Annotated in this window: 25 protein-coding genes and 1 riboswitch; of the genes, 8 read left to right on the top strand and 17 right to left on the bottom strand. The window is 63.7% G+C overall.

Annotation, left to right across the window (positions count from 1 at the left end; translation table 11 throughout):
* Positions 1 to 12: 12 nt before the first annotated feature.
* The 10 genes from A9513_RS02500 to A9513_RS02545 all read right to left on the bottom strand — a co-directional run bounded on the left by A9513_RS02500 (position 13) and on the right by A9513_RS02545 (position 7,977).
* Positions 13 to 237: a hypothetical protein gene (locus A9513_RS02500; RefSeq protein ID WP_024764091.1), complete on the bottom strand. Its 225-nt coding sequence runs from the start codon at positions 235 to 237 to the stop codon at positions 13 to 15.
* Positions 234 to 938: a lipopolysaccharide kinase InaA family protein gene (locus A9513_RS02505; protein WP_065083898.1), complete on the bottom strand. Its 705-nt coding sequence runs from the start codon at positions 936 to 938 to the stop codon at positions 234 to 236. The genes A9513_RS02500 and A9513_RS02505 overlap by 4 nt, the downstream gene beginning before the upstream one ends.
* A 3-nt stretch (positions 939 to 941) precedes the next feature.
* Positions 942 to 1,613: a class I SAM-dependent methyltransferase gene (locus tag A9513_RS02510; protein ID WP_024764089.1), complete on the bottom strand. Its 672-nt coding sequence runs from the start codon at positions 1,611 to 1,613 to the stop codon at positions 942 to 944.
* 82 nt (positions 1,614 to 1,695) lie between these two features.
* Positions 1,696 to 2,970 carry a HAMP domain-containing sensor histidine kinase gene (locus tag A9513_RS02515; RefSeq protein ID WP_024764088.1) on the bottom strand — a complete coding sequence of 425 codons (1,275 nt, stop codon included), beginning with the start codon at positions 2,968 to 2,970 and terminating at the stop codon, positions 1,696 to 1,698.
* Entirely contained in the window at positions 2,960 to 3,643 is a 684-nt protein-coding gene (locus A9513_RS02520; RefSeq protein WP_024764087.1) for a response regulator transcription factor, read from the bottom strand. The genes A9513_RS02515 and A9513_RS02520 overlap by 11 nt, the downstream gene beginning before the upstream one ends.
* A gap of 246 nt (positions 3,644 to 3,889) precedes the next feature.
* On the bottom strand, positions 3,890 to 4,273 hold the full coding sequence (gene crcB, locus A9513_RS02525; RefSeq protein ID WP_024764086.1) for a fluoride efflux transporter CrcB: 384 nt from the start codon (positions 4,271 to 4,273) through the stop codon (positions 3,890 to 3,892).
* A gap of 64 nt (positions 4,274 to 4,337) precedes the next feature.
* A riboswitch (Fluoride riboswitch) is annotated at positions 4,338 to 4,400 on the bottom strand.
* A 73-nt stretch (positions 4,401 to 4,473) separates the two neighbouring features.
* Positions 4,474 to 6,105 carry a chaperonin GroEL gene (gene groL / locus A9513_RS02530; RefSeq protein ID WP_065083899.1) on the bottom strand — a complete coding sequence of 544 codons (1,632 nt, stop codon included), beginning with the start codon at positions 6,103 to 6,105 and terminating at the stop codon, positions 4,474 to 4,476.
* A 48-nt stretch (positions 6,106 to 6,153) separates the two neighbouring features.
* The gene (locus A9513_RS02535) at positions 6,154 to 6,447 is read right to left on the bottom strand and encodes a co-chaperone GroES (protein WP_009617968.1); all 294 of its coding nucleotides are present in this window, start codon (positions 6,445 to 6,447) and stop codon (positions 6,154 to 6,156) included.
* 237 nt (positions 6,448 to 6,684) lie between these two features.
* Entirely contained in the window at positions 6,685 to 7,152 is a 468-nt protein-coding gene (locus tag A9513_RS02540) for an FxsA family protein (protein ID WP_024764084.1), read from the bottom strand.
* Between the two features lie 87 nt (positions 7,153 to 7,239).
* The gene (locus tag A9513_RS02545; protein ID WP_065083900.1) at positions 7,240 to 7,977 is read right to left on the bottom strand and encodes a HugZ family protein; all 738 of its coding nucleotides are present in this window, start codon (positions 7,975 to 7,977) and stop codon (positions 7,240 to 7,242) included.
* Between the two features lie 107 nt (positions 7,978 to 8,084).
* Between A9513_RS02545 and A9513_RS02550 the strand changes: the two genes are divergently transcribed.
* Positions 8,085 to 8,843, top strand: a complete 759-nt coding sequence (locus tag A9513_RS02550; protein ID WP_024764082.1) for an SDR family oxidoreductase — start codon at positions 8,085 to 8,087, stop codon at positions 8,841 to 8,843.
* A gap of 134 nt (positions 8,844 to 8,977) precedes the next feature.
* Here A9513_RS02550 and A9513_RS02555 read toward each other — a convergent pair whose 3' ends face one another.
* Positions 8,978 to 9,979, bottom strand: coding sequence for a DUF481 domain-containing protein (locus tag A9513_RS02555; RefSeq protein ID WP_065083901.1), 1,002 nt, complete (start codon positions 9,977 to 9,979; stop codon positions 8,978 to 8,980).
* Between the two features lie 206 nt (positions 9,980 to 10,185).
* Here A9513_RS02555 and A9513_RS02560 point away from each other — a divergent pair, with 206 nt between their 5' ends.
* Together A9513_RS02560 and A9513_RS02565 are read left to right on the top strand one after the other, a co-directional pair.
* Positions 10,186 to 10,554 (top strand): MGMT family protein, encoded by a 369-nt coding sequence (locus tag A9513_RS02560; protein ID WP_024764080.1) that lies wholly within the window; start codon positions 10,186 to 10,188, stop codon positions 10,552 to 10,554.
* Positions 10,555 to 10,594: 40 nt separating this feature from the next.
* Positions 10,595 to 12,403, top strand: a complete 1,809-nt coding sequence (locus tag A9513_RS02565; RefSeq protein WP_065083902.1) for an AmpG family muropeptide MFS transporter — start codon at positions 10,595 to 10,597, stop codon at positions 12,401 to 12,403.
* 69 nt (positions 12,404 to 12,472) lie between these two features.
* Here the strand turns inward: A9513_RS02565 and A9513_RS02570 are convergent, their stop codons facing one another.
* On the bottom strand, positions 12,473 to 13,318 hold the full coding sequence (locus A9513_RS02570) for a mechanosensitive ion channel family protein (protein WP_024764078.1): 846 nt from the start codon (positions 13,316 to 13,318) through the stop codon (positions 12,473 to 12,475).
* 143 nt (positions 13,319 to 13,461) lie between these two features.
* Positions 13,462 to 13,941 carry a YajQ family cyclic di-GMP-binding protein gene (locus A9513_RS02575; protein ID WP_037016362.1) on the bottom strand — a complete coding sequence of 160 codons (480 nt, stop codon included), beginning with the start codon at positions 13,939 to 13,941 and terminating at the stop codon, positions 13,462 to 13,464.
* A 155-nt stretch (positions 13,942 to 14,096) separates the two neighbouring features.
* Here A9513_RS02575 and A9513_RS02580 point away from each other — a divergent pair, with 155 nt between their 5' ends.
* The 4 genes from A9513_RS02580 to A9513_RS02595 are packed head-to-tail and all read left to right on the top strand — an operon-like array spanning position 14,097 to position 18,698.
* Positions 14,097 to 15,062: a response regulator gene (locus A9513_RS02580; protein WP_065083903.1), complete on the top strand. Its 966-nt coding sequence runs from the start codon at positions 14,097 to 14,099 to the stop codon at positions 15,060 to 15,062.
* 38 nt (positions 15,063 to 15,100) lie between these two features.
* A complete protein-coding gene (locus A9513_RS02585; RefSeq protein WP_065083904.1) occupies positions 15,101 to 16,012 on the top strand; it encodes a putative 2-dehydropantoate 2-reductase in 912 nt (303 codons plus the stop codon).
* 59 nt (positions 16,013 to 16,071) lie between these two features.
* Positions 16,072 to 18,123 carry an ATP-binding protein gene (locus A9513_RS02590; protein WP_024764074.1) on the top strand — a complete coding sequence of 684 codons (2,052 nt, stop codon included), beginning with the start codon at positions 16,072 to 16,074 and terminating at the stop codon, positions 18,121 to 18,123.
* A 2-nt stretch (positions 18,124 to 18,125) separates the two neighbouring features.
* Positions 18,126 to 18,698: a cob(I)yrinic acid a,c-diamide adenosyltransferase gene (locus tag A9513_RS02595; protein WP_037009764.1), complete on the top strand. Its 573-nt coding sequence runs from the start codon at positions 18,126 to 18,128 to the stop codon at positions 18,696 to 18,698.
* A gap of 312 nt (positions 18,699 to 19,010) precedes the next feature.
* Here A9513_RS02595 and A9513_RS02600 read toward each other — a convergent pair whose 3' ends face one another.
* The 4 genes from A9513_RS02600 to secA all read right to left on the bottom strand — a co-directional run bounded on the left by A9513_RS02600 (position 19,011) and on the right by secA (position 24,884).
* Entirely contained in the window at positions 19,011 to 19,961 is a 951-nt protein-coding gene (locus A9513_RS02600) for a Nudix family hydrolase (RefSeq protein ID WP_024764072.1), read from the bottom strand.
* A gap of 71 nt (positions 19,962 to 20,032) precedes the next feature.
* A complete protein-coding gene (locus A9513_RS02605; RefSeq protein ID WP_024764071.1) occupies positions 20,033 to 20,662 on the bottom strand; it encodes a glutathione S-transferase family protein in 630 nt (209 codons plus the stop codon).
* A gap of 135 nt (positions 20,663 to 20,797) precedes the next feature.
* Positions 20,798 to 22,015 carry a bifunctional glutamate N-acetyltransferase/amino-acid acetyltransferase ArgJ gene (gene argJ / locus A9513_RS02610; protein ID WP_024764070.1) on the bottom strand — a complete coding sequence of 406 codons (1,218 nt, stop codon included), beginning with the start codon at positions 22,013 to 22,015 and terminating at the stop codon, positions 20,798 to 20,800.
* Between the two features lie 118 nt (positions 22,016 to 22,133).
* Positions 22,134 to 24,884 carry a preprotein translocase subunit SecA gene (gene secA, locus A9513_RS02615; protein WP_024764069.1) on the bottom strand — a complete coding sequence of 917 codons (2,751 nt, stop codon included), beginning with the start codon at positions 24,882 to 24,884 and terminating at the stop codon, positions 22,134 to 22,136.
* Positions 24,885 to 25,174: 290 nt separating this feature from the next.
* Between secA and A9513_RS02620 the strand changes: the two genes are divergently transcribed.
* Positions 25,175 to 25,642, top strand: coding sequence for a DUF721 domain-containing protein (locus A9513_RS02620; protein ID WP_065083905.1), 468 nt, complete (start codon positions 25,175 to 25,177; stop codon positions 25,640 to 25,642).
* Positions 25,643 to 25,666: the final 24 nt, after the last annotated feature.

Consider the following 25,666-nt stretch of genomic DNA (forward strand, 5'->3'; position numbering starts at 1 on the left):
TCGAATCAGAAATCAGCGTGCTTTGCTCTGCGACATCCCGAAGAGGAAAAGCAGCAGGTCATCGTCCGGGCGGATGTCCTGTTGCTTGGCGCGCAGGTTGGGCGGGATGGGGCAGCTGTCCAAGCCACCTTTTCCGGTGATGACCGAAGGCCCCGGCTCATGCCAGGCCGCCGCCGCCAGGGTTGCCACCCCAAGCGCGCCAACGAGGAGCAAACCTCGCGTAATTTCTAACTTCATATCTGCAACCCTTTGATGGCGCTGCCAAACGCCGCTTGGTAACCATAGACAAAGGCCTGCCATTGCGCCTCAGTCCACGACGAGCGGCGTTTCACCTGGCGAAGATCATGACGCGCAGCACGCTGAGCGCTGAAGCGCTGGCGAGCTTTTTCCATGTCAATCAGGGCCACTTCGATCTTCTCGCCGTCCACCTTCACGAACACGTGCTTGAGGTACAGGCAGCCGTGTTGCCAGCGGCCGGCGTTAAGTTTTGCAAGGGTACTGCCGTAATGTTGCAGAATTCTTTGGTGCAGGGCTTCACCCCAGCGATCCTGGTCGCCGCGGGCGTAACAGTCTTCGAGGCTGGTAAAACCATCCAGGGATTCGGTCACCAGCAGCGCCTGCCATTCGCCATCCACCTTGCGGCAACCGGCATAGACCAGGGTCGGCACTTTAACGCCCAGCGCCTCGGCCGCCTTGAGGGCGTTGCGCTCGCGAATGGCGGTCGGGTAGCCGAAGGGATGCAGCAGGTCACGGTAGATATGCCCCATCTGCTGTTTGCGGTAGAGCATACGGCCGTCGGAAGTCAGGACTCGCTGCACGCCACTTTCGCCGCCGCGCCGACGGTTGGGTTCCTCGACCCATTTGCCGGGCACCTGGAGCCAACGGTCGATGGCGTTCTCACCGGAAATTTGCTGCAGCGAAGCCAGATCAACGGCCATCCATCACTCCTTACGCAGAATGTAGACCCGCCACATATGGATGAGCGGGACGAAATCAATGTGATCCTGGACCTTGAAACCGGCCTGGCGGAACTCCGCCTCGATGGTCTTGGCGGGAATCACGAAGCGGTTCTGGTAGGCGTGTTTCTTGCGGGTCGACTCGGCGCGCGCGCGTTTCCAGGACTTGAAGTTGCCATCGACCCACAGCGACAGGATCACCGAATCGCGACTTACGCGGTGAAATTCGCGCAGCATCGTCAAACGATCATCAGATTCGCCGATGTGGTGCATCAGACGCATCGAGAAGATGCTATCGACGGCGTTGTCCGGCAGATCAATGGCAAACGCCGAAGTCTGCAAAGGTCGAACGCGTTTGACAACCTCATTCGGTTGACCGGCGCAGGCCACGGCGATCATGTCAGGCGAATTGTCCGCCCCGATGATCACCCGGTTCTCCTTCTCGGCCAGCATCGGCCAGAAGCGTCCGGCGCCACACGGCAGGTCGAGTACCAGGTTGGGCTGGCCGGCAAGCTTGAGTGCCTGGCGAGCTATCTGGACATCGCGCCAATGGGAAAGTTTCCGGGACAGTCCGGCCTGGTGCTTGCGCAGATAACGCTGCGCATGCTGGCGGTCGTACTTCTGGGAGAACTCCAGGTTGACGGGTTTTTCAGTCATCGGATTATTACCTTTCCCGAATTCAGGGCGAACGATACAAATCAGCCTGTCACAGCCGGGTCATGCACTTGTGAAGATTTTGTCAAACTACGGCTAGGCGAACTTCGAAGCGGCAGCCGTGGGGTTCCGCGGGACGCAGCGTGACGTCCCAGCCTTCGGAGGCGCAGATCCGCTTGACCAGCGACAACCCGAGCCCAAGCCCCTCACCACGCGGGTTCTGGCCTCGAACGAACGGTTGGAAGACTCGTTCTCGCTGTTCTTCCGGGATACCGGCGCCGGTGTCTTCGACCCAGAATCCGTTAGGCCCAAGTTGTAAGCGGATGCTGCCGCTTTCGGTGTAATGCATGGCATTGCGCAATAAATTGCTCATCACCGAGCGCAGGAACGGCGCGTTGAATTGCCCGGGCATCTCCTGGTTCGCCTCGTATACGAGCGTCAAACCTTTCGCTTCGATCGGGCCGCGCCACTGCGCTACCAATTCATCCCCGATCTGCCGCAGCCCGGCCTGCGAAACGATGGCCATGTCCTTGCGCTGGGCCCTGGCCAGCATGAGGAAGGTCTGCACCAGATCGCGCATTTCCTCGCAGGCACTGTTCATGCGCGCCAGTTGAGCACGAGCCCGCGCGCTGAGCCCCGGCTCCTCTGCCAACAGCTCGCAGCTGGTGGCGATCACCATCAGTGGCGTACGCAATTCATGACTGACATCGCTGGTGAAGAGCTTTTCCCGAGTCAGCACGTCGTGCAGCCGCCCCATGGCGTAATCGAAAGCCGCCGCCAGCTCACCCACTTCGTCGTTGGCGTAATCCGGCGACATGGGCGGCGCCAGCTCGAGCAACTGGTCGCGATGCCGGACCTGCCGCGCCAGGCGTGCAACCGGCTCCATGACCTTGCGCGCCAGCAGCCAGCCCAGGACCCCGGACAAAGCCAGGCTCAGGACATAGCCGGTGACCACGGCCGCGTAGAGAATCTGCTCGCGTGCTTCGAAGTCGCTCTGGTCCTGCAGCAGGACGAAGCGGCGGCCATCGACATCGCGCGCCAGCGCATGGAAGGACAACTCCCCATCGAAGACTTCGTGGAACCCCTCATCCAGCCGACGCAGTGCCGGTGGCATGGCGTAGACGCCCACGCCGTCGCTGATGAAGAAACGCATGCCCGGATCGAGCTTGGGAGCCTGGCCGTTGCCCAGGTCCTCATTGATGATGCGATCCAGTTCGCCACCCAGGTCGCGGGAAATCAGGCGCTCCTCGACGATGTGAACGACGCCGACGATTCCCACCGAGAACAGGCCGCCGACGGCGGCGGTCATGAGTACGAAGGCAAAGACAATCCGGCGGGAAAGGCTCTGCTTATACTCCATGCGTTTCCTCTGCCAGCTTGTAGCCGACACCGTGGACCGTATGCAGCAGGGAGGATGCGAAGGGCTTGTCGATCACTTGGCGAAGCTGGTGCACGTGGCTGCGAAGGCTGTCGCTGTCCGGGCAGTCGTCGCCCCAGACGGCTTCCTCGAGCACATCGCGTCGCACGACGTGCGGGCTCTTCTGCATCAGCACCGCCAGCAGCTTGAGACCGATGGGATTGAGTTTCAGCGGTTTGCCGGCACGGTTCACTTCGAGGGTATCGAGGTTGTAGCTCAGATCGGCGACCTGCAACTCGCGACGACCACCACCCTGGCTGCGGCGCAGCACCGCTTCGATGCGAGCGGCCAGCTCGGACAGCGCGAAGGGCTTGAGCAGGTAATCGTCGGCGCCCGAGCGGAAGCCCTGCAGGCGGTCGTCCAACTGGTCACGGGCGGTGAGCATGATCACCGGCGTGTCGCGGCGCGCGTCTTCGCGCAGCCGACGGCACAGTGTGAAACCGTCCAACCCCGGCAGCATGACGTCCAGTACGATCAGGTCGTAATGGGAAGTCGCCGCCAGGTGCAATCCGGACAGGCCGTCCTGGGCGCAATCCACCGTGTAGCCCTTCAGGCCCAGGTAGTCGGCCATATTGGCCAGAATGTCCCGATTGTCTTCAACCAACAGAATGCGCATGTGCTCTCCTTTCGCGAACAGCACTCTAGCCTAACTGGCTTAAATGGAACTTAAGCGCCTTTGACGGTTTTTTCACACTTCATCGCATTCTCAAGATAGCAGCGCACACCCGGAGTCCATCGTGCTCGTAGCGCTGGATATCCAACAGCCACTGGCGGTCCTTAGGCTGTCGTTGCGATCCTGCAGGGGGAAGCACCGCAACGGGGCCCCGTTCATTCTTGCCGAGGCATCACTATCAGCGGTCGCTTAACGGCCCATCATCCAGTTCACCGACCAGAGCCCGGCCAGGGTCATCAACAGAGAACCGGCCAGGTGCGTGGCGACTGTACCCATCGCCCAGGCCAGGCGGCCCTGCTGCAGCAACATGACGACTTCGGCGGAGAAGGTCGAGAAAGTGGTGAGACCACCGCAGAAGCCGGTGATGATCAGTAACCGCCATTCCGGCGCCACGCCCGGCGTGTTGGCGAAGAAGGCGATGGCCGCGCCGATGATATAGCCGCCAACCAGGTTGGCGACCACCGTGCCCGGTGGCATGGAAGGCAGGAGGGTGTTGAGCTTGAGCCCGAGCACCCAGCGCAGCAGTGCACCGAGGGCGGCTCCGAGAGAGACGGCAAGAATGGATTTCCACATGGTCCTGTCCTGGGAAAAGTGTCTTGGACAGGCTGCAGGCGATCGCCTACGCGCCTTTCCAGGTCAATGCGTAGGCATCATCAGCCACAAGGGCGGTTGAAGGAGGAATGCCATCTCCTGCACCGCAGTCTGGCACAACCCGCGCCCATGAAAAAGCCCCGCCTAGGCGGGGCTTTTTCTTACAGCAGGTGCCGAGTGGCTTACATCATGCCGCCCATGCCGCCCATGTCCGGCATGGCCGGAGCAGCCTTGTCGTCAGCCACTTCGGCAACCATGGCCTCGGTGGTGACCATCAGGCCGCCGATGGAAGCAGCGGCTTGCAGGGCCGAACGGGTGACTTTGGCCGGATCGAGGATACCCATCTCGATCATGTCGCCGTACACGCCGGTAGCAGCGTTGTAGCCGTAGTTGCCCGAGCCTTGCTTGACCTTGTCGACCACCACGCTCGGCTCGTCACCGGAGTTGGCAACAATCTGGCGCAGCGGAGCTTCGACAGCGCGACGCAGCAGGGCGATACCGACGTTCTGGTCTTCGTTGTCGCCCTTCAGGCCTTCGATGGCTTGCAGAGCACGAACCAGAGCGACGCCGCCGCCAGGAACCACGCCTTCCTCGACCGCAGCACGGGTAGCGTGCAGGGCGTCTTCAACGCGGGCTTTCTTCTCTTTCATCTCGACTTCGGTGGCAGCGCCTACCTTGATCACGGCAACACCGCCGGCCAGCTTGGCCAGACGCTCTTGCAGCTTCTCACGGTCGTAGTCGGAGGAAGTCTCTTCGACCTGCTTGCGGATCTGCAGGACGCGAGCTTCGATGTCGGCCTGAGCGCCAGCGCCATCGATGATGGTGGTGTTTTCCTTGCTCAGTACGACGCGCTTGGCGTTACCCAGGTGCTCCAGGGTGGCGCCTTCCAGGCTCAGACCGACTTCTTCGGAGATGACGGTACCGCCGGTCAGGATGGCGATGTCCTGCAGCATGGCCTTGCGGCGGTCGCCGAAGCCCGGAGCCTTGACGGCTGCGACTTTCACGATGCCACGCATGTTGTTGACGACCAGGGTAGCCAGGGCTTCGCCTTCGACGTCTTCAGCCACGATCAGCAGCGGACGGCCGGCTTTGGCAACGGCTTCCAGGACCGGCAGCATTTCGCGGATGTTCGAGATCTTCTTGTCGACCAGCAGCAGCAGCGGGCCGTCGAGCTCGGCAACCATGGTGTCCGGCTTGTTGATGAAGTAGGGGGACAGGTAGCCACGGTCGAACTGCATGCCTTCTACGACGGACAGTTCGTTTTCCAGGCCCGAGCCTTCTTCAACGGTGATCACGCCTTCTTTGCCGACTTTTTCCATGGCTTCGGCAATGATGTTGCCGATGGAGTCGTCGGAGTTGGCGGAGATGGTGCCGACCTGGGCGATGGCCTTGGTGTCGGCGCACGGCTTGGCCAGGTCCTTGAGCTGAGCAACGATGGCCACGGTGGCCTTGTCGATGCCGCGCTTGAGGTCCATCGGGTTCATGCCGGCAGCGACGGCTTTCAGGCCTTCGTTGACGATGGCCTGGGCCAGAACGGTAGCGGTGGTGGTGCCGTCACCGGCAGCGTCGTTGGCCTTGGAGGCAACGTCTTTCACCAGTTGGGCGCCCATGTTCTCGAACTTGTCTTTGAGTTCGATTTCCTTGGCGACGGAAACGCCGTCCTTGGTGATGGTCGGAGCACCGAAGCTCTTGTCCAGGATGACGTTGCGGCCTTTCGGGCCGAGGGTCGCTTTAACCGCGTCGGCCAGGACGTTTACGCCGACCAGCATTTTCTTGCGAGCGGAATCGCCGAACTTAACTTCTTTGGCAGCCATGTTCTGTTTCCTCTAAATCGAATTCGGTGGGGAGTGGACGGACTGAAATCAGTCTTCCAGGACGGCGAGGATCTCGGACTCGCCCATCACCAGCAGTTCTTCGCCGTCGACCTTGATGGCGTTGCTGCCGGAGTAAGGACCGAACACCACCTTGTCACCGACCTTGACGGCCAGAGCGCGAACTTCGCCGTTGTCCAGGACACGGCCGGCACCAACAGCGACCACTTCACCGCGGTTCGGCTTTTCGGCGGCGGAACCCGGCAGCACGATGCCGCCTGCGGTTTTGGTCTCTTCCTCGCTGCGACGGATGACGACGCGGTCATGCAGAGGACGAAGCTTCATAGTCGTAACTCTCCCAAACTGTGATTTCCAACAGCCAGATCGATGCCCGGCAGGTTTTATTGAATCCGGCGTTGCCGGTTTGCGTCCCGGCTGGCGAGACGCGTAAAGAGCAGCCTGTCCATGCGACAGGGACCTTGCGGTGACCGGTACATAAGGTCGCTACAAGGCATTTCAAGGGTGTGACGAAAAAAATTTTGCAAACGGAGGGTGCTCAGGACGGCCGAAACCGTCCGAGGCTCAGCGCAAGCGGTCGCGATCTTCCTCACGGCGCTGGTACTCGCCTTCGATCACGCTCGGGCCGCCACGTTGCTGAGCGGCCGGATCGTCGGCGAAGGCCCGACGGCGCTCGGCCTGTTCCTGCATGCGCTGGCGCACGCGGCCAAGCATCAGGCGGCGGGTGAAGGGGATCAGGCAGAGCAGGCCGATGGCGTCGCTGATGAAGCCCGGCAGCATCAGCAGGCCACCACCCAGGGCGATGACCAGACCTTCGAGCATTTCCTGTTCGGGTAGCTCGCCACGATTCAGGCGCTCGCGGGCACGCAGAGCGGTCGCCACGCCAGCGACACGCAGAACGGCGGCACCGATGAAGGCACCGGCAATGATCAGCAGCAGGGTCCAGCCCACGCCGATCACGCTGCCGACCTTGATCATCACGGCCAGCTCGATCAGCGGGAAGAGAAGAATCAGGAAAAGAGGAACTCGCATCGATGTTTCCTTGGCGGGGCATTTACCCAGATAACGGGAAAGGTGGCGACGTCCCGCGCCAATTTCAAGGGAATGCCCGGCGATTGTTCAAGCCCGGATAACCTCACTACCCGGCCAGACGTCCGCCCTGGCCAACTGCACCAGCGCCTGGCGCACCGCACCAGGATCACTGCAGGGCGCAGGGAACGGCAACCAGTGCAGGCCTTGGCCGATGCGCAGGTGGAAACCTTCGGTATCAATTCCCACCAGCTGCGGATCCTTGCCCGCGGGCAGCCCGGCCAGTTCGACGTAGTGTTCGATGGCACTGGCATGGTCGCTGTTCATGTGCTCGACCATGCTCCTTTCCGCCTCGCCGACGAAGGGATTGGCCAGCGGCACGCTGTCGGCGCCCAGCCAGTGGATATCGCCGAAGCCGCCGATGAGGCGCCACTGCACCGGCTCGAGTACCCAGAAATCGAAGTCGTGGACGATGTGGTAGTCCTGCGAACCGGGAAAATAGCGGTAGTAGCGCTCGGCGGCACCCGCGATGGCGTCGACATCCTCGATCATCAGCGCCTCGGCCAGCAGGGTCAGGCGGCCGGCGGCCTGGATGTCGTCGACGCCACGCTCGCCGATGAGCAACGAGCATTTGCCATCCATCTGCAGGTTGTGGGTGTGCTGGGCGATGCGACTGATCAGGATCAGCGGCCGGCCCGCCTCGTCCAGGCAGTAGGGCACCACGGAGCCGAAGGGAAACCCGGACCACTTCTTCGAGTGGGTGGAGAGGACGCCGCGGTATTCCTTGAGCAGCAGTTCTCGGGCATGCTTGGCAGCTTTCACGCTCAACTTATGACTCCTCGCAAAGAATCCGTCGCAAACGGACGGGCAGGACTGACTCTGTGCACAGCTGCCGGCGGGGCCTTTCACCAGAAACTGTTCGTGGGGTTGTTCCGATGCAATTGAAAGACAAGGTCATCATCATCACCGGTGGCTGCCAGGGCCTGGGCCGCGCCATGGGCGAATACCTTTCCGGCAAGGGCGCGCGCGTCGCGCTGGTTGACCTCAACGCCGAAAAACTGGACGAAGCCGTGGCCGCCTGCAAGGCCGCCGGTGGTGACGCCCGCGCCTATCTGTGCAACGTCGCCAATGAAGAACAGGTTACCCATATGGTGGCCCAGGTCGCCAGCGACTTCGGCGCCATCAACGGCCTGGTGAACAACGCCGGCATCCTGCGCGACGGCCTGACCATCAAGGTCAAGGACGGCGAGCTGAGCAAGATGAGTCTGGCCCAATGGCAGGCCGTGATCGACGTCAACCTGACCGGCGTGTTCCTCTGCACTCGTGAAGTGGCGGCGAAGATGATCGAGCTGAAGAACGAAGGCGCGATCGTCAACATCTCCTCCATCTCCCGCGCCGGCAACATGGGCCAGGCCAACTACTCCGCAGCCAAGGCCGGCGTCGCCGCCGACACCGTGGTCTGGGCGAAGGAACTGGCACGCTACGGCATCCGCGTGGCCGGCGTGGCACCTGGATTCATCGAGACCGACATGGTCGCCAGCATGAAACCCGAAGCGCTGGAGAAAATGACCTCCGGCATCCCGCTCAAGCGCCTGGGCAAGCCCCTGGAAATCGCCCACTCGGTGGCCTACATCCTCGAGAACGACTACTACACCGGCCGCGTGCTGGAGCTGGACGGCGGCCTGCGCCTGTAATCCTCCCGCCCATGAAAAAGCCCCGCCATGTGCGGGGCTTTTTTGTGCTTTTTGTAGGAGCGAGCTTGCTCGCGAACGTTTCCCCGCCGGCGTTGGGGCTGTTCGCGAGCAAGCTCGCTCCTACATAAATCGGCTCACCAGCCCACGCCCAGGCCAACGGTGTAGCGGCGCTCGTTGACGTCGCCATCGTTGCCACTGAGCTTGTCCCACTCGGCCTTCAGGCTCAGGGACGCCCAGGAGGTCAGCTTGTAGCGGATGCCCGCCTCGCTCTCCAGCTCGTAGTCCACGTTGGACTCCAGTGGCTTGCTGACTTCGCCGTTGGTAAACAGCTCGAACTGCTTGGCCAGCAGGTAACGGTTGTAGTCCCACTTCAGGCTGGTGCTGTAGAAGTGGGACTTCTCGTCGTCGACGAACTCGTAGTCGTTGCGGTTGACCAGCGTGGCCAGGGAGAACGCGCCCAGCTCATTATCCCAGAACTGGTAGCCGGGACCGGTACCGACAGTGCGCTTCTTCTTCAGGTCCTCGATCCAGTCGCGCTTGTACTGCGCCTGCCCCTGCCAGAACCAGTGCTCATCGAGGAAGCGGTCCAACGCATACTCGGCAGAATAATTGTTGGTGCTGACCTGGTCGTTCTTCTTCTCGCGGTTGTATTCGCCCTGCAGGTTGTGGCGCCAACGGCCGTGGCGGGCGTTGGTCTTGAAATCGATGTCGTAGTCCTCAACATCGTTCTCGGCCTGCTTGTGGTCCAGGGAGAAGTCGACGTTGCCAGTCCATACCCAGTCTTCGAGGATCGGCTTGGGCGGCATCATCTGCTCGATCTTCGCCAGCTCCACGGTGCGCGGCTGACCGTTGACCAGCGTGACCTTGCCATCGCCCGATGCCTTGATGCCCTTGGAATGCTCGCCGGTTTCCTCGTCGTACTTCACCAGCAGGTTCTGGTCGGTCTCGAGGGTCTTGATCTTGTCCCATTTCAGGGTGATCTCCCCGCCATAATCAGTCGCCAGCAACAGCTTGCCGCCGTCGAACAGCTTGATGGTGCCGGTCAGGCGGTCGCCATTCTTCAACCAGACGGTATCGGCGACAGCGGAAAGGGAACAGGAAGCCAGGGCAATGGAGAGCAGGGTTCTAGACAACATGAGCCTGATTCAACTGGACAAGGTGGGCAAAAAGCCGGGCATTATCCAGATACCCGACGCTAGAGCAACGAATGACAGACCTGGCGGTACAGAGTTCATCATTACTGACAGAATGACGGGAAACTTCCTTCATTTAGCCGCACGCATTTGCCTACCACAGGCTTCGCTATATCCTGACCTGGCCTCCACTGAAGCGACCATCACCCATGCCCGAGCGCAAAGTCTCCGCCTCCTCCGCGGATCTGACGCAGGAAAGCCTGCAGACTCGCCGCGAGGCCATTTTCCTGGTGGTCGCCCAAGTGCCGGAAGGGCACGTGATCACCTACGGCGATGTGGCCAAACTGGCCGGGCTGGGCCGTTCTGCGCGGCTTGTAGGACGCATCCTCAGCCAGTTGCCCGATGGCACCCGCCTGCCCTGGCACCGGGTGATCGCCGCCGGTGGCCGCATCAGCCTGCCCATCGGCACTGTTTCGGGGAACGAACAGCGCGCACGATTGCGTGCAGAGGGTGTCAGAATCCATAACGATCGGGTGGACATACGTCGGCACGGCTGGCCTAGCGGCGAGCAGTCCTAGTAAAGTTCGCGAGAATTTTTGACCTGCTGGAAAACACCCCATGAAAGAGCATTCCTGGCGAGAGGCATGGATTGCCTACAAGTCTCCCGCCAGCCTCGCACTTTTGCTGCTGGGTTTCGCCGCCGGCCTGCCTTACATGCTGGTGCTTTCCACCCTCTCGGTGTGGTTGCGTGAAGCGGGTGTCGCCCGGGAAACCATCGGATTCGCCAGCTGGATCGGGCTCGTCTACGCCTTCAAGTGGGTCTGGTCGCCCATGCTCGACCAGTGGCGCCTGCCCTTCATCGGCCGCCTGGGCCGTCGCCGCTCCTGGCTGGTGTTCTCCCAGGGCCTGATCGCTATCGGCCTGCTCGGCATGGCTCTGTGCAACCCGCAGTCGCATCTGAACTGGCTGATCGCCCTGGCGATGGTCGTGGCCTTTGCCTCGGCCACCCAGGACATCGCGATCGACGCCTACCGCCTGGAAATCGCCGAGAACACCCGCCAGGCCGCGCTGGCCGCGTGCTACATGACCGGCTACCGGGTCGCCGTCCTGTTCGCCACCGCCGGCGTGCTGTTCCTCGCCGAATGGGCCGGCTCCAGTGCCCTGCACTACAGCCAGTCGGCCTGGGCGCTGACCTACGCGGTGTGCTCGCTGGCCATCCTGCCCGGTCTGATCACCACCCTGCTGATGAAAGAGCCGCCGGTGAACGTGCAACCACAGGCTGGCAGCTCGGCTTTCGCCTTCAACCACCAGCTACTCTCGGTGCTGACCCTGCTGGTGCTGCTGATCTCCGTGCCGGCCATGCTCACCGCGCTGACCGCACAGGCCTGGCCGCGCGCCGCGCTCTATGGAATCTTCATCGGCATCTGCATGACGCCCCACGGTCGCCGGCAGATCCGCCCGGTCCGCGAGCTGCTGTCGAAGGTGCGCCGCCCGCTGCTGCTGGCCGTACACGGGCGCGGTCTGCCGCAGTTCGACTTCGTCCACCAGGCGGTTTCGGTGATCGTGCTGATCATCCTGCTGGTGACCGGCACCGCATTCATCAACATGATCGAGGCCGGCAAGTGGTGGCTCGCCCTCCTCTACCTGCTGATCGCCCTGAGCTGCATCTCCGCACCGGGTCGGCTGCTGATGGCCCCGGTGCTGACACCCATCACCGAGTTCGTCCGCCGCTACCGCTGGCAGGCCCTGCTGCTGCTCGGGCTGATCTCCACCTACCGCATGTCCGACACCGTCATGGGCACCATGGCCAGCGTGTTCTACATCGACATGGGCTTCACCAAGGACACCATCGCCACCGTCAGCAAGCTGTTCGGCGTGGTCATGACCCTGGTGGGCGCGGCGGCCGGCGGTGTGCTGATCGCCCGCTTCAGCATCCTGCCGATCCTGTTCATCGGTGGCGCGGCCTCGGCGGCGACCAACCTGCTGTTCGCCCTCCTTGCGCAGATGGGCGCGATCGACGATCCGCATCTCATGGGGCAAAACGTCTTTGCCCTGCTCAAGGTGCTGGAGCCCCACGTCACCATGCTGGTGGTGACCATCATGCTCGACAACTTCAGCGGCGGTCTGGCGACCTCGGCCTTCGTCGCCTACCTGTCGAGCCTGACCAACCTGAAGTTCTCCGCGACCCAGTACGCCATGCTCAGCTCCACCATGCTGTTGCTGCCACGCTTCATCGGCGGCTACTCCGGCGCCATGGTCGAGGGCATGGGCTACGAGCGGTTCTTCTTCTTCACCGCCCTGCTCGGCGTGCCGACGCTGCTGTTGATCGGCTGGCTGTGGCTGCAGCGCAAGAACGACATGACCAACGGCGCCGCCGAGGAAGCCAGCGAAGCCCCAACGCAGCCAGCCAGCGCCGAACGCCCCTGAACTGGCTGATGAAGCAGCGCCCATGAAAAAGGCCGGCAAATGCCGGCCTTTTCCGTTCCGCGTGAGGGATCAGTCCGCCAGGACGGCGTCCTCTTCACCCTTGACCACACGCACCACCTTGTTCGGCGCAAGGTCGATGCCGTCGTCGCGCAGGCGCTGACGCACCTGCTCGTTGAGCATGAAGGTGACCGCCCAGTAATCGGAGTTGGCGGTCCACAGGCGCAGCGACAGGGTCACCGAGTTCTCGCCCAGGCCCGCGACCACCACCACCGGCGCCGGCGACTTGAGTACGCGCGAATCCTCCGCCAGCTCCTTGAGGATGGCACGAGCACCCTCCAGATCGGCGTCGAAGGCCAACTTCACATCGAAGGTCACCTGGCGGGTCGTCTGGGTCGAGGTGTTGGTGATGATGCCGTTGGACAGCGCGCCATTGGGCACGATCACCGTGCGGTTGTCACCGGTGCGCAGCACGGTGTGGAAGATCATGATGTGGTCCACCGTGCCGGAAACGCCCTGGGCTTCGATCCAGTCGCCGACCTTGAACGGGCGGAACAGCAGGATCAGCACGCCGCCGGCGAAGTTCGACAGGCTGCCCTGCAGCGCCAGGCCGATGGCCAGGCCGGCGGCACCGATGGCAGCGACGAAGCTGGTGGTCTGGATGCCGATCATCGACGCCACGCTGACCATCAGCAGGATCTTCAGGATGATGTTCACCATGCTGCCGATGAAGCCCTGCAGCGTCCTGTCCACATGCTTGGTGGACAGCAACCCGCCGATACGACGGGTGAACAGGTTGATCACCCACCAACCGATCAGCAGGGTCAACAGCGCCAGCACGGCATTGCCCAGGTAAGCCAGGACGACCGGCGTCCAGGCCTCCGCACTGTTCATGATCTGCTCGTAATTCATATCCATGGATGCAGGCCCCTTGTCTGTTGCCATTGCCTAAAACAAAACCGCCATGGCAAGCCATGGCGGTCGGGAGTTCGCCGAGCGACTCTATTACTGCGACGTCGCGCGGGCGCTGAGGTTCCGCAGCGCTTACAGAGCAGCGCGCATCAGTCGCGGAAGTTGTTGAACTGAAGCGGCATACCGAGGGATTCACCACGCAGCAGCGCGATGGCTTCCTGCAGGTCATCGCGCTTCTTGCCGGTGACACGCACCTGCTCACCCTGGATGGCAGCCTGCACCTTGAGCTTCTTGTCCTTGATCAGGGCGACGATCTTCTTCGCCAGATCCTTGTCGATGCCCTCGCGGAAGGTCACTTCCTGCTTGACCACCTTGCCCGACGGGAAGGGGTCCTTGGTTTCGATGCACTGCACATCGATCTTGCGCTTGACCAGGCTGGAGCGAAGAATGTCGAGCATCTGCTCAAGCATGAAATCCGCCTCGGCGGTCAGGGTGACGGACTTGTCCTTGGTCTCGAAGCTGCACTTGCCCTTCAGGTCGAAACGGCGGTCCAGTTCCTTGGCAGCGTTATCCAGGGCGTTGGTCAGTTCGTGTTTGTCCAGTTCGGACACCACGTCGAACGAAGGCATGACATCTCTCCAGATGGACGGCGCGACCCGGTTCACAGACGGGACGACGCCTGGCTTGACGATAAAAATGCGCGGTCATTATAACTGACAGACAAGACCGCGCCCGGCCTCTGACGTCGTTAGCCGGCATTTCCTACCCGTTTCCGAGACATTCCATGCCAACCAACCATCTCAGCATCCTGGTAGTCGACGATGCCAAGTTCTCCAGCGCCATGATCGGCCGCGCGCTGAGCCAGGCCGGCTACCTGAACGTGCGCTTCGCCAGCAGTGCCAGCGAAGCGCTCGACCTGCTGGAAAAGCAGCCGGTGAGCGTCCTCCTCGCCGACTGGCTGATGCCCGAGATGGACGGCCTGGAGCTCACCGCCCGAGTGCGCCAGCTCGACGAGAGCGGCGACCACTACACCTACATCATCCTGCTCACCGGCAAGGAGGGCGACAACGCCCTGGCCGAAGCCTTCGACCGTGGCGTGGACGACTTCGTCAGCAAATCGGCGATGAACGAGCAACTGGTGCCCCGCGTACTGGCCGCCGACCGCCTGAGCAATACCCTGCAGCGCCTGCTGATGGAAAATCGCCTGCTTACCGAGAACATCACCAGCCTGGAAGAACGCAACCTGGTGGACAGTGCCACGGGCCTAGGCAACCAGCGCTACCTCAAGCAGAAGCTGGCCGACAGCATCCGCCAGGTGGAATCCCGTGGTGGTGCCGTGTGCTACATGCTCATCGGCCTGCCGGAGTTGGCCGAACTGGGGCAGAAGCATGGCCAGTCGTTCCAGAACGAACTGCTCCACGGCGTCGCCCGGCGCCTGCAGCAACTGGTACGACCGCTGGACGTCCTGGCGCGCATCGACGGCCAGCACTTCGCCCTGATCACCCTGCTCGAAGACCTGCAGGAATGCTCCCCCAGCAGCTTCCGCCGCCTGCACGAAGGCCTGAACTTCAAGGCGTTCAAGACCAGCGAAGGCTTCATCACCCTCAAGGCCGGCATCAGCCTGGTGGGCCTGGACGCCAAGGCGCTGCCCGTGGAAGTCGAGCAACTGATGCAGCAGGGCCGTGCCCTGCTGCCCGATGCCTTCGCCAGCGGGCGAATCAACGCCAGTCGCCTGACCGGCCTGCGCTAAACTTCGCGGTAAGCCCCCGAACCCGCGAAGTTTCTCCCATGACCTGGTCTATCCTCGGCGCCGGCAGCCTCGGTTGCCTGTGGGCCGCCCGCCTGTCCCGCGCAGGCCTGCCGGTGCGCCTGCTGCTGCGCGACCGCCAGCGCCTCAACGCCTATCGCGCCCTCGGTGGCGTCACCCTGATCGAAGACGGTCGCGAGAGCCTCTACCCGATACCCGCCGAAACCGCTGCGCAAGGCGCGCCGATCCAGCGCCTGCTGCTGGCCTGCAAGGCCTACGACGCCGAGTCTGCCGCCGCCAGCGTGGCGGCGCGCCTGGCCCCCGGAGCCGAACTGATCCTGCTGCAGAACGGTCTGGGCAGCCAGCAGGCGGTCAGCGCCCACCTGCCGCGCGCACGCTGCCTTTATGCTTCCAGCACCGAAGGCGCATTCCGCGAATCCGACTTCCGCGTGGTATTCGCAGGCCATGGCCAGACCTGGCTGGGCGACGAGCACGGCGGGCCCACTCCGGCCTGGCTGACCGAGCTGGAGCAAGCCGGGATTCCCGCCCAGTGGAGCGAGAACATCCTCGAACGCCTGTGGCGCAAGCTGGCCCTGAACTGCGCGATCAACCCGCTGACCGTGCTGCACCAATGCCGCAATGGCGAACTGGCCGGGCACCCCGACGAAGTGGCCGCGCTGTGCGACGAACTGGGCCAACTGCTGCACGCCTGCAACTACCCCGCCGCTGCGCAGGAATTGCAGGGCGACGTGGAGCGCGTGAGTGCCGCCACTGCAACGAACTTCTCCTCCATGTACCAGGACGTCGCCCAGGGCCGGCGCAGCGAGATCGCTTACCTGCTCGGCCACGCCTGCCGCGAAGGTGACCGCCTGCACCTCGCCCTGCCGCGACTGCGAGCCGTACACGAGCGCCTGCGCGCCTACCTGGTGGCGCGCGGATTGCCCGACACCTGATCGCGGGCTACCCTGCCCGCCTCTCCTGTTTTTCCAAGAAAGCGCCCATGCCTTCACCCATGAACCTGCGCCAGCGCCTGGAAGACCTGCCGGTCGGCCAGAAAATCCTCGCCGCCCTGCTGGTGCTGCTGGCGACCGTGATGCTGGTGGCCAACCTGGCTTTCATCAGCGCGGCCTACTGGATTTCCCAGGACAGCGTCGCGCCCCAGGCGCTGCAAACCATCGGACGGCTGATCGCCAACCCGGCGCTCAGCGAGCCGGCGTTGTCCTCGCCCACCCAGGCCCAGGTGCTGCTGCGCCAGCTGGACGACTACCAACCGCTGCGCGCCGCCGCACTCTATGACAGCAACGGCGAACGTATCGCCCAGACGCCGGGCAACGGCCCCATTGCCCTGCCCGAGCGCCTCGATCACCTGGAGCGCTGGCGCCAGCACGAATACCGCCTCAACGCGCTGTTCGAACTGCCCCAGGCCGGCCGCAACAGCGGCTACCTGCTGCTGGTGGCGAGCAGCGAGCTGCCGGGCGCCTTCTACACCGGCACCCTGACTGCCAGCCTGGTGATCCTCGCCGTCTCGGTGCTGCTCTGGCTGCTGATCGCCCAGCAGATCCGCCGCCTGATCACCCGGCCGATCCGCAGCCTAGAGGAGCTCTCGCGCCAGGTCACCCGCGAGGAGAACTACGCCTTGCGCGCCGAGCGCGGCAATGCCGACGAGATCGGCCGGCTGGCCGACGCCTTCAACACCATGCTGACCCGCATCGAAGCCCGCGAGCAGCAGCTCAAGCGCGCCCGCGACGATGCCCAGGAAGCCGTGGAGCAGGCCCAGTCGCTGGCCGAGGAAACCCGCCGCTCGAACCGCAAGCTGGAACTGGAAGTCCAGGTACGCAGCAAGATCGAGAAGAAGCTCACCGGCTTCCAGCACTACCTCAACAGCATCATCGACTCGATGCCCTCGGCGCTGATCGCGGTGGACGAGCAGCTCTACGTCACCCAGTGGAACCAGGAAGCCAGCCTGCTCTCCGGCACCAGCCTGGACGACGCGGTGAACCAGCCGGTATTCCTCGCCTTCCCGTCGCTCAAGCCCTTCCTGCCGCAGCTCACCCGCGCCGCCGAGCAGCACAAGGTCGAACGCGTCGAACGCGTCACCTGGGCCCTCACTGACGCGCCGCGCCATTACGCCCTGACCTTCTACCCGCTGATGGGCGGCACCGGCCGTGGCGCGGTGATCCGTATCGACGACATCACCGACCGCCTGGGAATGGAAGAGATGATGGTGCAGTCGGAGAAGATGCTCTCCGTCGGCGGCCTCGCGGCCGGTATGGCTCACGAGATCAACAACCCGCTGGGCGCCATCCTGCACAACGTGCAGAACATCCGCCGGCGACTGTCGCCGGAGTTGCCGAAGAACCTGGAGGTAGCCGGCGAAGTGGGCGTGCGCCTGGACGACCTCAACCACTACCTGGAGGCGCGGGAGATCCCCAAGCTGATGGATGGCATCCAGTACGCCGGCTCCCGCGCCGCGAAGATCGTCACCCACATGCTCTCCTTCAGCCGCCGCAGCCACCGGCAGATGGCCGCCTGCGAGCTGCCAGCGCTGTTGGAGCAAGCCGTGGAGATTGCCGGTAACGACTTCGACCTCACCGGCGGCTTCGACTTCAAGTCGCTGGAGATCGTCCACGAGTACGACCCGCGCCTGGGCCCGGTGCCGGTGATCGCCAACGAAATCGAGCAGGTGCTGCTCAACCTGCTGAAGAACGGCGCCCAGGCCATCCACCTGCGCGACGACGAAGAGGAAGGCGAGTACGGCCGCATCACCCTGCGTACCCGGCTCAATCCGCCCTGGGCGGAAATCCACGTGGAAGACAACGGCTGCGGCATGCCGGAGAACGTGCGCAAGCGCATCTTCGAGCCTTTCTTCACCACAAAGGAAGTCGGCCAGGGCACAGGGCTGGGCCTGTCGGTCTCGTACTTCATCGTCACCAACAACCACAAGGGGCAGATGGAGGTGCAGTCCGAGCTGGGTGTCGGCACCTGCTTCACCATCCGCCTGCCGCTGGCGGCCGAAATTTCCCCGCCGCTGCCGCTGCTGGCGCGCGACGACAAGGAGCATTGAGCATGGGCAACCGCCTGTCGAAGATCTACACCCGCACCGGCGATGCCGGGGAAACTGGCCTGGCCGATGGCCGGCGCGTGCCCAAGCACCACCCCCGCGTGGAAGCCATGGGCGCCGTGGACGAGCTGAACAGCCACCTCGGCCTGCTGCTGGCTGGGCTGCACGAGGCGCGCAGCAGTGCGCTGGAAGAAGTGATCGGGGTGTTGGCGCCGATCCAGCACCGCCTCTTCGACCTCGGCGGTGAGCTGGCAATGCCGGAGTACCGTGCGCTGAACGATGCCGAAGTGGAACGCCTGGAAACGGTGATCGACCGCTGGAATGAAGAGCTTGGGCCGCTGAAGAACTTCATCCTGCCCGGCGGTTCGCGCCTGGTCGCTCTCGCTCACCTGTGCCGCGCCCAGGCGCGCAATGCCGAGCGCCGCTGCCAGCAACTCAATGCCGAGGAACCGCTGGAAGGTGCGGGCCTGCGCTACCTGAACCGCCTATCGGACCTGCTGTTCGTCGCTGCGCGCTTTATAGCCCGGCGCCAGGGCGTGGAAGAGATTCTCTGGCAAGCCGCTGAGAAGCCCGCCTGATCGGTCGAGAGTCGACTCGTAGGAGCGCGCTGTGCGCGCGATCGCGGGCATGGCCCGCCCCTACTCGATAGTCCTGTGCTCGGATCAGCCCTCACCCTAACCCTCTCCCAGGGGGAGAGGGGACTGTTCGGTGCAGGATGAAACCTTGTCGTTCGCCGGCACGGGCGGCTCCCTCTCCCCCTGGGAGAGGGCTGGGGTGAGGGGAAGGCGCTGGTACGGACTCACCTGAAGAACACAGTTGCTCCTACAGGGAGCATCGTAGGATGGCGTGGAGCGGAGCGATACCCATCGCCGCCCCACGCAAAATGCCTGTCAGCCTTCGTTCTTCGGCCAGAACGCTCGAATACCCGCCACGCCCTGCGCCCCTGTCTGCCAGGCGCGCTCAAGATCCTGCGGGCCGACGCCACCGAGCAGGAACACCGGCTGGTTGAAGCCATCGATCAGCTCCGCCGCCGCCTCCCAGCCCAGCGCTGGCTCGCCCGGATGGCTCTCGGTGGGCTGCACCGGCGACAGTGTGACGAAATCCACCCCCATGCGCGCCGCCAGCTCCAGTTCCTCGGCGCTGTGGCAGGAAGCCGCGAGCAGACGCTCACGCGGGAACGGGCGACCATTGGGCGCGTATTTGCGCAGTTGCTCGGAGGTCAGGTGCCAGCCGGCCGCCGGAAAGTCTCCCAACCACTCCAGCGGCCCCTTGAGCATCAACTGCGCCTTGCCGGCGCACAGGCCCTGAACATCCACCGCCAGGTCGCGGTACTCGGGGCTGTACATGTTGGGCGCGCGCAACTGGATCAGCCGGATACCACTGGCCACTGCGGCGCGCACGCCCTGCACCAGCTGAGGAATTTCCAGGCCGTCGGGGGTGATCAGGTAGCGATCGGGCAGTCGCGCGGCCTGCACGATGGGCTCATTGGCCGCTGGAAACTCATAGTCCGGCAGATCGCGCGGGGCAACCCAGGCCAGCGGCTGGCCCTCGGCGCCGTGGGGCGCGCCGGAGAAGGCCGAGACTTCCCAGACATCCAGCAGCACGTGCTTGTCGCTATAGTCGTGCTGCACCCGGATCAGCGGGCGCGCCTGCTCGACGTCGATGCCCAGCTCTTCCTTCAGCTCGCGGGCCAAGGCGACCTGTACCGCTTCGCCCTCCTCCACCTTGCCACCGGGAAACTCCCAGAGGCCGCCCTGGTGCTTGTCGTCCGGACGGCGGGCGATCAGCACCCGGCCATCGAGTCCGCGAATCACGGCGGCGGCGACATGTACTCGTTTCACAGTGCTACTCCTCAATCCGATTCAGGCAGGGCCCGCGCAGACGGGCATTCTACCGTCATTGGCGGCCGGGTTCAGGCGCGTTCGACCATCGCCGCGTCCAGCCACGGGCGGAACGCCGGCCAGGCGTAGATGGCGTCGACGTAGTTCTGTGCCTCGATGGGCAGGGTTACGCAGTAGCTGCGCAGGCGCGTGGCGACAGGCGCGTAGAACGCATCGGCGATGCTGGCGTGGCCGAACAGGAACGGGCCGTCCTGGCCGAACTGCTGGCGACACAGCGCCCAGAGCTCGACGATTCGGGCGATATCGGCCGCCACCGCTTCGGGCACTTCGGCCAGCGGCTGGTTGCGCTGGAGGTCCATGGGCATGTTCGAGCGCAGCGCCATGAAGCCGCTGTGCATCTCGGCGCAGACCGTACGTGCCAGGGCGCGGGCCGCTTCACCACGGGGCCAGAGATGGGCTTCGGGGAAGCGTTCGGCGAGGTACTCGGCAATCGACAGGGAATCCCAGATCAGCCCGTGCTCGCACTTGAGCGCCGGCACCTTGCCGCTGGGCGAATGCTCGCGGATGCGCCGCGCGGTGTCCTGGCCACCCAGGGGAATGAGGACTTCCTCGAACTCGGCGCCGGTGAGCTGCATGGCCAGCCAGCCGCGCAGGGACCAGGAGGAGACGTTCTTGCTGCCGATGATCAGGGTGAGGGACATGGACGCGATGCTCTTGAAGGTCAGTCAGGAGACCTTAGAGTGCGGCAGCCATGAAAACAAATTCCCGATTTTCATCGTTCCATGAAAATCGGGAATCCGAGTGAAATGACGCGCCGGCACCGGGCCGGCGCCGGATCAGGTGCGGTATTCCGCGTTGATCTTCACGTACTCGTGGGACAGGTCGGTGGTCCAGATGGTCTCGCTGCAGGTGCCGCGGCCGAGATCGATGCGGATGGTGATCTCCTCCTGGGCCATGACTTTCGCGCCCTGGTCCTCGGTGTAGCTGGCAGCACGGCCGCCGCGGCTGGCGATGGCGACGTCGTCCAGGTACACGTCGATCAGGCTGACATCCAGGTCCGGCACACCGGCGCGGCCAACGGCAGCGAGGATGCGACCCCAGTTCGGGTCGGAGGCGAACAGGGCGGTCTTGATCAGTGGCGAGTGGGATACGGCGTAGCCGACGTCCAGGCACTCCTGGTGAGTGGCGCCGCCATTCACCTGCACGGTGACGAACTTGGTGGCGCCTTCGCCGTCGCGAACGATGGCCTGGGCCAGTTCCATGGAGACTTCCAGCACGGCCTGCTTCAGCGCGGCGAACAACGCGCCGGTGGCAGCGGTGATTTCCGGCAGCGCGGCCTGGCCGGTGGCGACCAGCATGCAGCAGTCGTTGGTCGAGGTGTCGCCATCGATGGTGATACGGTTGAACGATTTGTTCGCTGCATCGCGCAACAGATCCTGCAGCACAGCCTGGGCGACCTTGGCATCAGTGGCGATGTAGCCAAGCATGGTGGCCATGTTCGGCTTGATCATGCCCGCGCCCTTGCTGATGCCGGTGACGGTGATGGTCACGCCGTCATGCTCGAACTGGCGGCTGGCGCCCTTGGGCAGGGTGTCGGTGGTCATGATGCCAGCGGCAGCGTCGGCCCAGTTGTCCACGGACAGGTTGGCCAGCGCGGCGGGCAGCGCGGCTTCGATCTTCTCGACCGGCAGCGGCTCGCCGATCACACCGGTGGAGTATGGCAGCACGGCGTTTTCCGCAACACCGGCCAGCTCGGCCAGCTTGGCGCAGGTACGGATGGCGTTGGCCAGGCCCGACTCGCCGGTGCCGGCGTTGGCGTTACCGGTATTGGTCAGCAGGTAGCGCACCGGCCCCAGGAAGCGCTTGCGCGCCAGGATCACCGGAGCGGCGCAGAAGGCGTTGGTGGTGAACACACCGGCCACGGTGGAGCCTTCGGCGCAGCGCATCACCACGATGTCCTTGCGGCCGGGTCGCTTGATGCCGGCGGAGGCGATGCCGAGTTCGAAACCGGGGACCGGGTGCAGGGTGGACATGGGGCCGAGACCAACAGCCATGTGGCGCGCTCCTATCTAGTCAGTGAATCTAGTCAGTGAAACGAATCAGCGATTCAGATGAGAAAAACGCCGCGAGCGGCAGGGCCGGTCGCGGCGTCGGTATCAGGGTCGGGAGGCGTTATTCCACCTGACCGTGGCAGTGCTTGTACTTCTTGCCCGAACCGCAGGGGCACGGCTCGTTGCGGCCGATCTTCGGTTCGTTGCGGATGGGCTCCATCGGCACCACGTTGTCAGCCGGTACTTCGCCTTCCTCTTCCGGCTCGTCGGTGACCTGGTCCATGGACGGCGCAGCGGCGTGCTGGAACTGCATGCGCTTGGCCATTTCCTCGGCTTCGCGGCGCAGGCGGGCTTCTTCTTCGGCCGGGTCTTCGCGGCGAACCTGGACGAAGGACAGCACGCGGATGGTGTCGCGCTTGATGGAGTTCAGCAGTTCCTGGAACAGGTTGAAGGACTCGCGCTTGTATTCCTGCTTCGGGTTCTTCTGCGCGTAACCACGCAGGTGGATACCGTGGCGCAGGTGATCCATGGTGGACAGGTGGTCCTTCCACAGGTCGTCCAGCACGCGCAGCAGCATCTGCTTCTCGAAGGTACGCAGGGCTTCGGCGCCCGCCATGTCTTCCTTCTCGTTGTAGGCCGCGACCAGCTCGGTGAGGATCTTCTCGCGCAGGGTTTCCTCGTAGAGCTTCTCGTCGTCGTCCAGCCACTGCTGGATCGGCAGCTTCAGACCGAAATCGCTGTACAGCGCGGCTTCCAGACCGGCGACGTCCCACTGTTCGGGCAGCGACTGCGGCGGAATGTGCTCGCTGACGGTGTTGTTCAGGGTCTCTTCGCGGAACTCGACGATGGTCTCGCCGATGTTGTCGGCCGCGAGCAGGGTGTTGCGCATGTGGTAGATCACCTTGCGCTGCTCGTTGGCGACATCGTCGAACTCCAGCAGTTGCTTGCGGATATCGAAGTTGCGGCCTTCGACCTTGCGCTGGGCCTTTTCGATGGCGTTGGTCACCATGCGGTGCTCGATCGCCTCGCCCGGCTGCATGCCGAGCGCCTTCATGAAGTTCTTCACCCGGTCGGAGGCGAAGATGCGCATCAGGTGGTCTTCCAGCGACAGGTAGAAGCGGCTCGAACCCGGGTCGCCCTGGCGACCGGCACGGCCGCGCAGCTGATTGTCGATACGGCGGGACTCGTGGCGCTCGGAGGCGATCACATGCAGGCCGCCCGACTCGATGACCTGCTGGTGACGCTTCTGCCAGTCGGCCTTGATCTGCGCGACCTGCTCGTCGGTGGGGTTTTCCAGCGCGGCGACTTCCACTTCCCAGTTGCCGCCCAGCAGGATGTCGGTACCCCGACCGGCCATGTTGGTGGCGATGGTGACCGAGCCCGGACGACCGGCCTGGGCGATGATCTCGGCTTCCTTCTCGTGGTACTTGGCGTTCAGTACCTTGTGCTCGATGCCGGCGTTCTGCAGCAGCTGCGAGACGTACTCGGAGGTCTCGACAGAGGCTGTACCCACGAGGATCGGACGGCCCAGAGCCTGGCACTGCTGCACGTCGGTGATGATGGCGGCGTACTTCTCGTCCTGGGTCAGGTAGACCAGGTCGTTGAAGTCCTTACGGGCAACCGGGCGGTGGGTCGGGATCACCACCACGTCCAGGCCGTAGGTCTGGCGGAATTCGAAGGCCTCGGTGTCGGCGGTACCGGTCATGCCGGCCAGCTTGGTGTAGAGGCGGAAGTAGTTCTGGAAGGTGGTCGAGGCCAGGGTCTGGCTCTCGGCCTGGATCGGCAGGTTTTCCTTCGCCTCGATGGCCTGGTGCAGGCCCTCGGAGAGGCGACGGCCCGGCATGGTACGGCCGGTGTGCTCGTCGATCAGCAGGACCTGGTCGCCCTGGACGATGTATTCCACGTTGCGGTGGAACAGGGTGTGGGCGCGCAGCGCGGCGTAGACGTGGGTCAGCAGGCTGAGGTTGTGCGCGGAGTAGAGGCTCTCACCCTCGGCCAGCAGGCCATTCTGGGTCAGCAGTTCCTCGACGTAGGCATGGCCCTGCTCGTTGAGTTCGACCTGACGGGTCTTCTCGTCGATGCTGTAGTGGCCCTGCTGGGTCACCTGGCCTTCAACTTCCTCGATGTGGCGCTTCAGGCGCGGGATCAGCTTGTTGATCTTGATGTACAGCTCGGAGCTGTCTTCGGCCTGGCCGGAGATGATCAGCGGAGTCCGCGCCTCGTCGATGAGGATGGAGTCCACTTCGTCGACCACGGCGAAGTTCAGCTCACGCTGGAACTTGTCTTCCAGGCTGAACGCCATGTTGTCGCGCAGGTAATCGAAGCCGAATTCGTTGTTGGTGCCGTAGGTAATGTCGGAGGCATACGCGGCACGCTTCTCCTCCGGCGGCTGGAACGGGCTGACGATGCCGACGGAAAGACCGAGGAACTCATACAGCGGGCGCATCCAGTTGGCGTCGCGGCGGGCCAGGTAGTCGTTCACGGTGACCACGTGCACGCCTTTGCCGGACAGGGCGTTCAGGTAGACAGCCAGGGTACCGACGAGGGTCTTGCCCTCACCGGTACGCATCTCGGCGATCTTGCCTTCGTGCAGGGTCATGCCGCCGATCAGCTGGACATCGAAGTGACGCATGCCCATCACGCGCTTGCCGGCCTCGCGGGCGACGGCGAAAGCCTCTGGAAGGATCTGGTCGAGGGTCTCGCCCTTGGCGACGCGTGCCTTGAACTCTTCGGTCTTGGCCTTCAGTTGCTCATCGGAAAGCGGGACCATCTGGGGCTCGAGTGCATTGATGGCCTGGACCTGCTTGGCCATGCGCTTCACTTCGCGCTCGTTCTTGCTTCCAAAGAGTTTTTTCAACAAAGGCGCAAACATATCGACTGGGTCATCCGAACTGGAGAATTGGAGGGCTGCCCGACTGGCTGGCCGCGGCGCGGAACGGCAATGAAGCGGGCATTCTACCCGGAAACTTCCGGGAAAAAAGTGCCGAAGTCATCCTCCGAAGCTTCGCATTCTGCGAGCCTCGGGGCAATGCATGGGCGGACAACTTTGAGTCCGAGTGAGTGATATGGTGACGCAGACAGGCAACTTCAAGGGCGGACAGTGGCGTCTGGCCCTGGGTGCATCTGTTACCATCCTTCTTCATTCACTCCCGGTTGCTCTCCATGGCCTTCCGCCCCCTGCCCGCCAAGGCGATGACCAAGTTGCTGCGCGAAGCCAAGCCGCTGCAGTCGCTGTTCGCCGAGGCGCAACGCCTCTCGCGCCTGCAGGAACTGCTCGACTCACAATTGCAACCCGCCGCACGCCCCTATTGCCGCGTCGCCTCCTGGCGTGAAGGCAGCCTGCTATTAGTGGTCACCGATGGTCACTGGGCTACGCGCCTGCGCTACCAGCAGAACCGCCTGCTGCGGCAACTGGCCGCGTTCGAGGAATTCAGGGGCCTGGTGCGCATTCTGTTCAAAGTGCAGCCGACGACCCAGGCGCCGACCCGGGTGAACACCAACCGCATCAGCGAGTCCGCCTCTGCCACCCTGCACGAAGCTGCCGAAGGCATCAGCAATCCGCAACTCAAGGCCGCGCTCGAGCGGCTCGCCAGCCGTAGCCGCAAACCACCGGAGCCGGGCGAAGAGTAAACAGCGGGGCATAAAAAAAGGCCA

It is taken from the genome of Pseudomonas sp. AU12215 (genome assembly GCF_001675465.2).
In the GTDB taxonomy this organism is placed as follows: domain Bacteria; phylum Pseudomonadota; class Gammaproteobacteria; order Pseudomonadales; family Pseudomonadaceae; genus Pseudomonas; species Pseudomonas nitroreducens.